The organism is Ruegeria sp. HKCCD4884 (assembly GCF_013110855.1).
Lineage (GTDB): Bacteria > Pseudomonadota > Alphaproteobacteria > Rhodobacterales > Rhodobacteraceae > Ruegeria.
This window is the reverse complement of sequence record NZ_WVRJ01000002.1, coordinates 195,661-207,829: the sequence shown is the minus strand read 5'-3', so window position 1 is coordinate 207,829 and position 12,169 is coordinate 195,661. Positions and strand designations below refer to the sequence as shown.

Here is a 12,169-nt window from a genome sequence, read left to right as displayed (position 1 = left end):
CAGCGGGATCAAAACCAGTTTCACAGGCAAGCAGTTGTTATAGAAAAGACGCCGCAGGTGTTTCTGCGGCGTCTCGGGTCTGACCTGAAAGGTCGAATTATTGTTTGACGTCAGCCGCCGGGTTCGATCCCCCCTTGGCGCTGCGGCCAGGGTTCAGCGGATCGTCCTGACGCTGCACCGAACCTTCGAAATGCGCGCCGCTTTCGATGGCGATGGTCTTGTGGATGATGTCGCCTTCGACACGTGCGGTCGAGGTCAGGCGCACCTTCAGGCCACGTACCCGGCCAACGATGCGGCCGTTGATCACGACGTCATCGGCGGTGACTTCACCTTTGATGGTTGCAGATTCACCAATGGTCAGAAGATGAGCGCGGATGTCGCCTTCGACGGTACCTTCCACTTGAATGTCACCGGAGGTCTTGATGTTGCCGGTGATGTGCAGATCCGAAGACAGAACCGACGCAGGCGGTTTTGGCTTGGGCGCAGTGGCAGGTTTCGACTCGGTTGGAGCAGGGGCCGCTGGGGTCGCCGGAGCGGCAGGTTTGGCCGCCTCAGGTGCCTTGGATGCGGGCTCGTTGATTTTGCTTTTAGAAAACATTTCTCGCAGCCTTGATGTAAGTCATTGGGTTCACGGGCTTTCCGTTCACGCGCACCTCATAGTGCAAATGCGTGCCGGTGGACCGTCCGGTGCTACCCATATCAGCAATATGATCCCCACGCGAGACCCTTTGACCAACCTTGACGTTGATCTTGGTGTTATGAGCGTAAAGTGTCTCAATTCCAAACGCGTGCTTGATTTTCACAAGCCGTCCGAAACCCGACTGCCAACCTGCGTGGGTGACCACACCGTCTGCTGTCGCGAAGATATCAGTGCCGTGCGCACCAGCGAAATCCGCACCGTTATGCATCCGACGACCTCCGGTTTTGGGGTCGCGACGTGTGCCAAATCCGCTGGTGAAACGCACTGCACTGTTGACCGGGCTGGCGAAGGGGGCCTTTTCCGCAGCAATCCGGTACAGGTTCAACTGATCCATCTGTTGAAGCAAAATGTTCGCGCGGGCCTCGTCGGCGGACAGCTCGTCCTCCTCGCCACGCGTGCTAAGGGATAAAGGGGTCAGCGGACCGCCCATACCGCTATATCCGCGCCGGACCTCTTCGATGATACGATCGGTGGGCATCCCGGCCTGGCGGAACATCTTGTCCAGCGGTTCGACCGAGATCACCATGGCGTCTTCCAACTGGCGGAAGATCGCGTCGCTGCGCTCTTGCATCAGACGGATTTCCAGTTCCAGTTCGTCCCTCTGAACCAATGCATCTTGCGCGTCCGAAGCGATCTGGTCGCGTTCTTCGGCAGTGCGTGCCAACGCATCCGTCATGAAGGCCATCTGCACCGGGGCGGTAGAGGCCGTCATATACATGTCGGTGTCACTGGTTTCCTGCTTCAGGGTCGCCAGCTCAGTCCGTGCCTCTTCCCGTTGCTTCATGGTGCTGCGCAGGGTGGTCTGGATGACCTCGATGCCGGTCTCAAGCTCACGGCGGCGGTTTTCCGACGCCAGCAGCTCGGACTGCATAGCGGAAATCTGCTCAAGCGCTGCATTAAAGCGGTCTTGGGCCGCAAGGGCCTCCTGTGCGCGGGCGTCCCGTTCTGCGGACAGGATGTTCAGGCGTTCCTGGTAGGTCGCCTGATCGCGTTTGGCTTGTTCTCTGAAGTTGCCAGACCCGATGCTGTCCATCAGCAGAATGGCCGTCGCGACCGCTGTCCAGCCGACCATGACAGCAACGCCAGCAACCGCAATCACCTGCGTTTCCGAGCTAAGCCGGATAAAGCGCGTGTCCTTGTCAGATTTCAGAAAAACCCGGCGTTCCGGGAAATGCCGCTCGAGCAGCGAATGTAACTTTATTGTCAGACGTGTTCGCACGCGTCTTACCTCTCATCCCCAAGATCGGGACCGGTCGTGGTGCAATAGCCGTCCCTTGGGCCGATTGCATAAACGGCTCGTCGTGAACGGGCAAGTTTGTTGACCAATCTGCGTCAAACGGCGCAAAAATCCCCCTGAGATCGGCGAGAACTTGCCGAAAATAACGAAGAAGTGTCAGTTTGTGACTTCTCCGGGCGCAGGCAGATCTTCGGTCAGGGGCCAGTAGAAATCGGGGGGCAAGCCAGCTTCAGCGCGCTTTTCCTCGTTAAAGGGTGGTTTCAGTACGCCGTGAAAATAGCGTCGGACCAGCGCGTGAAACACATCCTTTGGGTCGGCATTTTCGCGACCGCACAGGAAATGGAACCATTTCGAGCCATAAGCAACATGGCCGACTTCTTCGGCATAGATCACCTCAAGAGCCGCAATGGCTTGGTCCAACTTGGCCTTGCGAAAGATCTCGATCATGCCGGGGGTGACATCCAGACCGCGTGCCTCAAGCACCATGGGAACAACGGCCAGCCGTCCCATCAGATCTTCGGCAGTGTCCTCGGCAGCGCGCCACATGCCTGCATGGGCGGGCAGGGCGCCGTAATGGCTGCCCATGCTTTCCAGGCAATCGCAAACCATCTCGAAATGGCGCGATTCTTCTTCGGCGCATTTCACCCAGTCGTCGTAGAACCCGATGGGCATGGATACGTGACCGAACCTGGCAATGATGTCCCAGTGCAGATCGACGGCGTTCAATTCGATATGGGCCACTGCGTGCAACAGCGCGATACGCCCGGCCTCGGTCCCGGGTTTCCGCTTTGGCACTTCGCGGGGCGACAAAAGCTCGGGCTTGTCCGGGCGGGCGGGGTTCAAGGGGGGTGTTGCCGTGCCAATCTCGATTGGGTCAGTTTCGCCCTTGCGGGCAGCAAACCAAGCGGCGGCGTGCGCTTTGGACAGGGCGGTCTTGGCCCGCCCGTCCGCTGTTGTCAGAACCTCTGTCGCCATCTGTGTCAGTGTCTTGGTCACGGGGTCGCTCCGCCTCGGTCGTGTCGAGGCGGGTCTTAAACCGGATGGCATGACAGGTCGAGAGGGGGCTTACAGCGCCTTCACCGCCTCAAGCACCTCGTCCACATGACCGGGCACTTTGACTTTGCGCCAGACCTTGGCAATGCGACCTTCGGCATCTATGACAAAGGTCGAACGTTCGATGCCCATTGACTTGCGCCCATACATGTTCTTTTCCACCCAGACGCCATAGTTCTCGCAAACGGTCGAGTTTTCATCCGACAGAAGCGGCGTGGTCAGCCCATGCTTGGCCACGAACTTGTCATGCTTTGCGACGCTGTCGCGTGAGATGCCGAAAACGTGAGCACCCGCATCCGCAAAGGCCTGAAGCTGTTCTGAAAAACCGATGGATTCCTTCGTGCAGCCCGGCGTATCATCACGGGGATAGAAGAACAAAACCACGGTGCCACCGCGCAACGCCGAAAGCGTCACCTCGCCACCGCCGTCGCGCGGCAAAGTGAAGTCGGGGGCCATGTCAGAAATATCGGGCATTGGAAACTCCGCTAAAGGTTTTTAAAGGCTGCCTGATATCATAGGGCGACACGTGCGGGTTGGAAGGCGTGAATAGCAAATTGAAGCAACGCGAGGACGACGAAGGGGAGGCACCGAACAAACCGGTAAGCCGCCGGTCGCGTCGTCGCGCTGCCGGGATTTGGGCCATGCGCGGGGCGATCATGCTGGTGCTGCTGGCGACGTTCACCGGTTTCATGATTGTGGGCCAAAGGATGCACGCGCCCGCCTGGCTCAGGGACAGGGTCGAGACGCGGCTGGAGCAGGCATTGGGCGGGCTGCAAATCCGGTTTGGTGACGTCAGTTTTATCATCCATGAGGGCTGGCGGCCCCGGCTGCGCCTGACCGATGTGTCCATCAGCGACGCGGCGGGCCAACAGATTGCACAGGTCTCGGACATGCGCGCCAGCCTTGCAATGCGGCCTTTGCTGCGTGGGCATGTCCGCCCGAAACGCATTATCCTGAGCGGTGCGCAGATCGCGCTGACCCGCGACACGGATGGGGCTTTGATCCTGACCGTCGGAACAGGCAGCGCACCAGTGCAAGAGGCACCGAATCTGGCAGAGTTGATCGAGGCGTCTGATCAGGTGTTCCTGTCTCCGGCCCTGTCAGCACTGACTTCGGTTGAACTTGACGCAATCACGCTGGACTACCGGGATTTGCGGCAGGGCCGGTCCTGGGTATTGGACGGCGGCCATATTCAGGCAAACCGCAGCGATAATGAGGTGCGACTGGCCACCGGGTTCTCGGTTCTGGCCGGGCGGGATTACGTCAGCGCGATCGAGGCCAACTATACCAGTACGCTTGGCAGTCCAGCTGCGCAGTTTGGCATCTCGGTCTCGGACCTGCCCGCAGAAGACATCGCCGGTCAGAGCCCCGTGCTTGCGTGGTTGCAGGTTCTGAGGGCCCCAATCTCGGGTGCTTTGCGTGGCAGTATTGACGAAAGCGGTGCTATCGGGACAGGTTTTGCAACTCTCAACCTTGGTGCGGGGGCCGTGCAACCCAATCCCGAAACACGTCCGGTGCCGTTTGAATCTGCCCGCACCTATTTCACCTATGATCCGAAATCCCAGGCGCTGAACTTCAACGAGGTTTCGGTGGTTTCTGCCTGGGGTAAAGTACAGGCAGACGGCACGGCATTTCTGCAGGGCGTGGAAGAGGGCGTTCTGGACAGCCTGACCGCGCAGATGCGTTTGTCCGGCATCAACGTGAACCCCGCCAATCTGTTTCCCGAACCAATCCAACTGTCGCGCGCCAGCGTGGATTTCAAAATGGTCTTGGACCCGTTCGAGTTGCAACTGGGGCAGGTTACCATCGAAGACCCGGGGCACATCATACGCGCGTTTGGGGTGCTGAGCGGTCGTCCTGACGGTTGGGCGGTCAAGCTGGATGCCCATCTGGATCAGATGACCTCGGACAAGGTGCTCAGCTACTGGCCTGAGCGCTTGGCGCCCAAGCCGCGTGAGTGGGTCACCGAAAACCTGTATGAAGGGGTTCTGTCGGATATGGACTTTGCCCTTCGGCTTGAACCCGGATCGAAACCCGATCTGTATTTGGACTTCGGGTTCGAGAAGGCCAAAATCCAATTCGTGAAAACCCTGCCGCCAATCCAAAACGCTCAGGGTCAGGCAAGCCTGCTCAATCAGCGCTTTACCGTTACCGCACAGCAGGGGGTGGTGATTGCCGATGAAGGTGGTGCCGTGGATGCTTCGGGCACGTCCTTCATCATACCTGATACGGATATCAAGAAATCAGCCCCTGCAATCGCGCGTATCCAAGCCAAAGGCAGCGTGACGGCGGCTTTGTCGCTGTTGGATCGTCCGCCTCTTGAATTGTTGACTAAGGCCGGGCTGCCTGTCGACCTTGCCGACGGAACGGCATCTTTGGCTGGTACGTTATCGTTGCCGCTGAAAAAGGGGCTCAAGTTTCAGGACACCGAGTTTCACTTCGACGGCCATCTGGCCAACCTGTTGAGCGACCGTCTGGTACCCGGATTTACTGTCAGCGCCGCTTTGCTGGATCTGTCCGGAAACCAGTCCGGCGTTCAGATTGAAGGGCAGGGACAATTCGGAGATGTCCCGCTTGAGGCGCTTTGGCGGCAACCGATTGATGGAAAAACCGCACAGCGCAGTACATTGACAGGCCAGATCGAATTGTCGCCACGCCTGATGGATGAAATCGGCGTGGGGCTTCCGCCGGGGATGCTGACCGGGTCCGGGATTGCGAACATCTCCTTGGGGCTTGGCGCAGACGAGCCACCGAAATTGTCCGTTTCGTCGGACTTGCAGGGCGTTGCACTTGCGATCCCGGAACTTGGTTGGCGCAAAGCGGCGTCCGCTTCGGGATCTCTGACGGCCGAAGCGACCTTGGGCAAACAGCTGAAAGTAGACAGCCTGCGCATTGAGGGCGCTGGCCTGCGGACCAGCGCCTCCATAACTTTTCGGGACAACGGCGATTTTGACCGCATCCAATTCAGCTCATTCGATCTTGGCAATTGGTTGGCCGTTCCAGCCGAAATGATCGGACGCGGTGATGCTGTCCCGGACATACGCGTGCTGGGCGGCGTGCTGGATATGGGAAAAGCGACGTTTGGCGAAAGCAGCGGTGGTGGCGGGGCTGGTCCCAAGTTGGATGTTGCACTGGACCGCCTGCAAATCACCGAAGCTGTGGCGCTGACGGGTTTTCGGGGCTCATTTCAAACAACCGGGGGGGTGAACGGGGGATTTACGGCGCAGGTCAATGGTGGGGCAGCGGTTTCAGGGCAGGTGACCCCACGTGGAAACCGCAGCGCTGTGACGCTGACATCGAAAGACGCGGGGGCCGTGCTGCGTTCTGCCGGGGTGCTGACCCAAGCACGTGGCGGAGATATGAACCTGAACCTTGAGCCGGTCACAGCGCCCGGCAACTACGACGTTATTCTGAGGATTGTGAACACACGCATCACCGATGCTCCTGCCATGGCGGCATTGCTGAACGCGATCAGCCTTGTTGGCCTGCTGGACGAGATGGCAGGACAGGGCATCTTTTTCTCGGCCATAGACAGCCGCATGAGGGTCACGCCCACCGAGATCAAAGTGCTCAGCGGCAGTGCAGTCGGACCGTCCATGGGCCTGTCTTTTGATGGCACCATCGACACAGTGAACGAGATGCTAAACCTGCGCGGGGCTATTTCGCCGATCTATTTGCTGAATGCCGTCGGCAGCGTCTTTACCCGCAAGGGCGAGGGGGTGTTTGGTTTTAACTATACCCTCAAAGGACCGCTCGCGTCGCCGAAAGTGTCGGTCAATCCTCTGTCCGGCCTTGCTCCGCTGTTTCTGCGCGACCTGCTGCGCCAGCCTGCCCCAAAGGTGTCGGACGGCCCCAATGCGGTTCCCCTGAAACCAGACGAGCCGAAACACACCTTTGGCTCGCGTCCCAGCGACCGCTGACTGCATATGGCCGAATCCCTTTCGGGGATGTAAGGCGCGCGCATGAAACTCAGCGATTTTGATTTCCATCTGCCCGAAGACCTGATTGCCACGCGACCCGCCAGTCCGCGCTCGTCTGCGCGTTTGCTGGTGGCACAGGGAGATGTGACGACGGACAGCCATGTGTTCGACCTGCCGGATTTTCTTCAACCAGGCGATCGGCTGGTTCTGAATGACACGCGCGTTATCCCGGCACGGCTGAACGGGCGCCGTCATCGGGACAGTGCGCAAGGCCCGGTCTCGGCAGGGATTGAGGCCACATTGCTGGACCCTCAGGCCGATGGCACATGGTCGGCACTGATCAAGCCGCTGAAAAAAGTGAAGATTGGGGAAGAGATTGTCTTCTCGGACGATCTGAGTGCAACGCTGTGCAAGGTTGAGGACGGTCAGGCGTATCTGAGGTTCAACCTGAGCGGAGAGGATTTTGATGGCGCGTTAGAGCAGGCCGGTGCGATGCCCCTGCCACCTTATATCGCGGCCAAACGTCCCGCGGATGAACAGGATAGGACCGATTACCAAACCATCTGGGCGCGAAATTCTGGTGCGGTTGCTGCCCCGACCGCCTCGTTGCATTTCGATGATGCGCTGATGAGCGCGTTAGCGGACCGAGGTGTTGGTTTCACGCACGTCACCCTTCACGTCGGCGCGGGCACGTTCCTGCCCGTCAAAGTAGAAGACGTGACGACCCACAAGATGCATGCAGAATGGGGGCAGGTGAGCCCTGAGGCGGCAGCCGAGATTCAGGCGACCAAAGACGCAGGCGGGCGTGTAATCCCGGTGGGCACCACGGCATTGAGGTTGATCGAAAGCGCCGCGCGGTCCGGAACAATCCAACCTTGGGAAGGGGACACCGATATATTCATCTATCCCGGTTTCAAGTTCCACGTCACCGACGCGCTGATGACCAATTTCCACCTGCCGAAATCAACGCTGTTGATGCTGGTGTCGGCGCTCATGGGGCAAGACCGGATGCTTAAAGTGTATGATCATGCGATTGAGCAGAAATACCGTTTCTTTTCTTACGGCGACGCGTCGCTTTTAATCCCGTGAAGGGCGCAGGCGAAGCATCAAAACAGTTCAATGTCGTAGACAAGCGCGACAGAAGCGGTCTTTGATCGCAGAACAGCTCGCACTTTAGGTTGGCATCAGTCGGAGACCCCAATGATTCAGGTTCTTTCCAGCGCATGGGCGTTGCTGCTCGGCATGGGGTTGCTGATGGTCGGAAACGGCCTTCAAGGCACGCTTCTGGGTGTCCGGGGCGAAATCGAAGGGTTCTCGACGCTGCAGATGTCATTTGTGATGTCAGCCTATTTTGTCGGTTTCCTCGGTGGCTCTCGTCTTGCACCTGAAATGATCCGACGCGTGGGTCATGTACGGGTTTTTGCGGCGCTGGCGTCTTTCATTTCGGCCGTCATGATTATGTACCCGATGCTCACGGACCCAATCGCTTGGGTTTTGGGGCGGGTGGTGATCGGCTTCTGTTTCTCGGGCGTGTATGTCACCGCAGAAAGCTGGCTGAACAACGCGGCCAATAACGAGAACCGGGGGCAGGCATTGTCCCTGTACATGATTGTTCAGATGTCAGGGATCATTGGTGCGCAAGCCCTGTTCCTGGTCGGTGATCCGGCGGGATATGAGACCTTTGTCATCGCTTCGATCCTGGTATCTGTGTCTTTTGCGCCAATTTTGCTGTCCATTTCACCAACACCGGCCTTTGACACCACCAAGCCCATGACCCTACGCGAATTGATGCAAAAATCGCCGCTGGGCTGTATCGGCTTGTTCCTTTTGGGAGGGGTTTTCTCTGCTCAGTTCGGTATGTCCGCGGTGTACGGGGCGCAGGCGGGGCTGAGCCTTGTTGAAATCTCAACCTTTGTAGCTGCCTTCTACGTTGGTGCGGTTGTGCTTCAATATCCGCTGGGGTGGTTTTCGGATCGAATGGACCGGCGTGTTCTGATCTTTCTGGTCGCAACGGTAGGGGCTGTCGCGGCCCTCGCAGGAATGCTCTACGGGGTGACTTTCGAGATCCTTTTGGTCTCGGCTTTTTTGATCGGCGGTATGTCCAACCCGTTGTATTCATTGTTGATCGCACATACCAACGACTTTCTGGAACACGAAGATATGGCCGCCGCGTCCGGTGGCCTTGTGTTCATCAACGGCTTAGGTGCCGTCGCAGGTCCATTGATCACCGGTTGGCTGATGGACGATGCCGTGTTCGGCCCGCCCGGCTTTTTCCTGATCATTGCTGTGCTGCTGTTCTTCCTTGCGGTGTATTCCGCATATCGGATGACGCAGCGCGCCTCGGTTCCCGTGGACGAAACCGGCACAATGGCGACATTGTATCCAACTGCGTCACCAGTCGCATTCGAAGTTGCGCAGGAGGTTGCGATCGAAGCAGCCGAAGCAGAAGCAGAAGAAAGCGCGCAGGAAACCGCTTAAGACACGAATTTATGTCGAATATGTTGCAATATGTTACTGTAACAGTTCTGTGAAACGGCCTTAAATGACCTTACGTCCCTTTTGCGGGCATAAGACGGAGTTTAAGGCAATGGCAACGCCTGAAGAGGTATTGAGTTTTTGGTTAGATAAAGTTGGTCCGAAAGGCTGGTACATACAGGATGAGGCGCTTGATGCAGAAATCCGCGATCGTTTCCTGTCAACTTGGGAGGCAGCGGTAGAGGGCAAGTTTTCGCTCTGGCTGACATATCCCAGCGGCGCACTGGCTTACATTATTTTGACGGACCAGTTTCCACGTAACATGTTCCGGGGTCAGGCGCGTGCTTTCGCGACAGACCGGGCGGCTTTGGCGGCGGCGAAATGCGCGGTCGACAAAGGTTGGGACAAAAAGATCGACGAACCGGCGCGGCAGTTCTTTTACCTGCCCTTGATGCATTCAGAAAACCTGTGCGATCAGGAGCGCTGTGTGAGGTTGATTTGCGAAAACCTGAGCCGCGACACAAGCAATCTGCTGCATGCGCGGGCGCATCGCGAAGTGATCCGCAAGTTTGGCCGGTTCCCGTATCGAAACGAAGCGCTGTCGCGTAATTCGACCCCCCACGAGGTCGCATATGTCGACATGGGTGGTTACGGCACCACCGTGCGCGAGCTTCAAGCGACCGTTTGACGGCACCCGACGTGTTGGCAGGCCGCGCAGTATTTTGCGCGGCGCAGCCTCATGAACCTGGCTCGCACCCTTTGAAATCCAGTACGCGCTGAGACACGATGTCGGCACCCTTTTCGATGGCCTGAGCAATCAGAACCTGAGGCTCGTCCGACAGGCTGCTCAACCGTTCCTGCGCTGCCTGTAACTTTTGTTCCAAACTGTTCAGGCGGGCCAAAGCTGACCGGAGCTCTTGCGCGGCTGCACTATTCGCCCCAGGATTTTCCAGCGACAAATCGGCCAGGTCTGCACGCAATGCCGCAAGCTCTGATCGCGTGCCACTCACCTCATCCCGGATAGGGGCAACGGCTTGCAAGGTTTGGGAAAACTCTGCTGTGATGCTCTCGACCTTGGACGCAAGTTGCCAGCCCAGAAACAGGCACAGCGCCACAAGGATCAATGTGGCGTTGAGCAGAGCAAGCAGAAGGTCTTTAAGGGTTTTTGCCATGGTCAGCCTCTTGAATGTCATTTGTCTAGAAATGCTCGAACGGTGTCGGCGGTTCTGTTCTAGCCACAGAGAGAGCTTGGGTATAGGCTGAATCCCGCACATTCAGGCATTGCTTACCCTGCGTCGCTTTTGTCGCGGGGGTGGCCTGTTGATGTGTTTCAGAAAGTAGTTTAATGGTAAACTAATTTCTCAACACCTGCGCCGAGAGGGACACATGGCTGCACAATCTTATGATCTGATCGTAATCGGGGCTGGCCCCGGCGGCTATGTCGCTGCAATCCGCGCAGCTCAGCTGGGTCTGAAAACCGTTGTTGTCGAACGCGAACATCTGGGTGGTATTTGCTTGAACTGGGGTTGCATTCCGACCAAAGCCTTGCTGCGCTCGTCTGAGGTGTTTCACCTGATGGAACGCGCCGAGGATTTTGGTTTGAAGGCCCACAAGATTGGCTACGATCTGGATGCGGTGGTTAAAAGGTCACGGGGTGTGGCCGGGCAACTGTCGGGTGGGATTGGCCACCTGTTGAAGAAGAACAAGGTTGCCGTGGTGATGGGCGAAGCTACGATCCCTGCCAAGGGCAAGGTCAGTGTCAAAACCGAAAAAGGCACCGAAGAACTCACAGCCAAGAACATCATTCTGGCCACCGGCGCGCGGGCGCGGGAATTGCCGGGGCTTGAGGCAGACGGCGATCTGGTTTGGACCTACAAACATGCGCTGCAACCGCCACGGATGCCAAAGAAGCTGCTGGTCATTGGGTCTGGCGCAATCGGCATCGAATTCGCCAGCTTCTACAACACGCTGGGTGCCGACACGACCGTGGTCGAGGTGATGGACCGGGTGCTGCCGGTGGAAGATGCCGAGATCAGCGCCTTTGCTAAAAAGGCATTCACCAAGCAAGGCATGACCATCATGGAAAAAGCTATGGTCAAGCAGCTGGACCGTGCCAAGGGCAAGGTAACGGCCCATATCGAGGTCAAGGGCAAGGTCGAGAAACACGAATTCGACACCGTGATCTCGGCTGTTGGCATTGTCGGCAATGTCGAAAACCTTGGGCTTGAAGCTCTGGGGGTCAAGATCGACCGCACGCATGTGGTGACGGATGAATATTGCCGCACCGGGGTAGAAGGGCTCTATGCCATCGGTGACATCGCCGGCGCGCCCTGGTTGGCGCACAAGGCCAGCCACGAAGGTGTAATGGTTGCCGACCTGATCGCGGGCCAACATGCGCACCCGGTTAAACCCGAGAGCATTGCAGGATGTACCTACTGCCAGCCTCAGGTCGCGTCCGTGGGCTACACGGAAGCCAAAGCCAAAGAGCTGGGCTATGACATCAAAGTTGGTCGCTTCCCCTTCATCGGCAACGGCAAGGCGATTGCGTTGGGTGAGCCGGAGGGGTTGATCAAAACCGTCTTTGACGCAAAGACCGGAGAACTTCTGGGTGCGCACATGATCGGCGCAGAAGTCACCGAACTGATTCAGGGATACGTTGTGGGTCGCCAGTTGGAGACCACTGAAGAAGACCTCATGAACACGGTCTTCCCACATCCAACCTTGTCAGAGATGATGCACGAAAGCGTTCTGGACGCTTATGATCGCGTGATCCACATGTAAGGG

The 12,169-nt window shown here is 57.8% G+C and carries 10 protein-coding genes; 5 read left to right on the top strand and 5 right to left on the bottom strand.

Going from position 1 to position 12,169, the window contains the following annotated elements; all coding sequences use genetic code 11:
* Positions 1-97 precede the first annotated feature (97 nt).
* The 4 genes from GS636_RS03430 to GS636_RS03415 all read right to left on the bottom strand — a co-directional run bounded on the left by GS636_RS03430 (position 98) and on the right by GS636_RS03415 (position 3,464).
* Positions 98-598 (bottom strand): polymer-forming cytoskeletal protein, encoded by a 501-nt coding sequence (locus tag GS636_RS03430; RefSeq protein ID WP_171090660.1) that lies wholly within the window; start codon positions 596-598, stop codon positions 98-100.
* Entirely contained in the window at positions 588-1,919 is a 1,332-nt protein-coding gene (locus GS636_RS03425; RefSeq protein ID WP_171185793.1) for a DUF5930 domain-containing protein, read from the bottom strand. The genes GS636_RS03430 and GS636_RS03425 overlap by 11 nt, the downstream gene beginning before the upstream one ends.
* A 174-nt stretch (positions 1,920-2,093) precedes the next feature.
* A complete protein-coding gene (locus GS636_RS03420; protein WP_171668445.1) occupies positions 2,094-2,984 on the bottom strand; it encodes a ferritin-like domain-containing protein in 891 nt (296 codons plus the stop codon).
* Positions 2,985-3,002: 18 nt separating this feature from the next.
* A complete protein-coding gene (locus GS636_RS03415) occupies positions 3,003-3,464 on the bottom strand; it encodes a peroxiredoxin (RefSeq protein ID WP_171668444.1) in 462 nt (153 codons plus the stop codon).
* A 68-nt stretch (positions 3,465-3,532) separates the two neighbouring features.
* Here GS636_RS03415 and GS636_RS03410 point away from each other — a divergent pair, with 68 nt between their 5' ends.
* The 4 genes from GS636_RS03410 (at position 3,533) to GS636_RS03395 (ending at position 10,073) form a co-directional block, all read left to right on the top strand.
* A complete protein-coding gene (locus GS636_RS03410) occupies positions 3,533-6,910 on the top strand; it encodes a DUF3971 domain-containing protein (protein WP_371808686.1) in 3,378 nt (1,125 codons plus the stop codon).
* A gap of 42 nt (positions 6,911-6,952) precedes the next feature.
* Positions 6,953-7,999 (top strand): tRNA preQ1(34) S-adenosylmethionine ribosyltransferase-isomerase QueA, encoded by a 1,047-nt coding sequence (gene queA / locus GS636_RS03405; protein ID WP_171668442.1) that lies wholly within the window; start codon positions 6,953-6,955, stop codon positions 7,997-7,999.
* A gap of 111 nt (positions 8,000-8,110) precedes the next feature.
* Complete coding sequence (locus tag GS636_RS03400) at positions 8,111-9,388, top strand: MFS transporter (protein WP_171090650.1); 1,278 nt, start codon at positions 8,111-8,113, stop codon at positions 9,386-9,388.
* Positions 9,389-9,497: 109 nt separating this feature from the next.
* Complete coding sequence (locus tag GS636_RS03395; protein WP_171090649.1) at positions 9,498-10,073, top strand: DUF924 family protein; 576 nt, start codon at positions 9,498-9,500, stop codon at positions 10,071-10,073.
* Positions 10,074-10,122: 49 nt separating this feature from the next.
* Here GS636_RS03395 and GS636_RS03390 read toward each other — a convergent pair whose 3' ends face one another.
* Positions 10,123-10,557 carry a hypothetical protein gene (locus GS636_RS03390; protein WP_171090647.1) on the bottom strand — a complete coding sequence of 145 codons (435 nt, stop codon included), beginning with the start codon at positions 10,555-10,557 and terminating at the stop codon, positions 10,123-10,125.
* 214 nt (positions 10,558-10,771) lie between these two features.
* Between GS636_RS03390 and lpdA the strand changes: the two genes are divergently transcribed.
* Complete coding sequence (gene lpdA / locus GS636_RS03385) at positions 10,772-12,166, top strand: dihydrolipoyl dehydrogenase (RefSeq protein WP_171668441.1); 1,395 nt, start codon at positions 10,772-10,774, stop codon at positions 12,164-12,166.
* Positions 12,167-12,169: the final 3 nt, after the last annotated feature.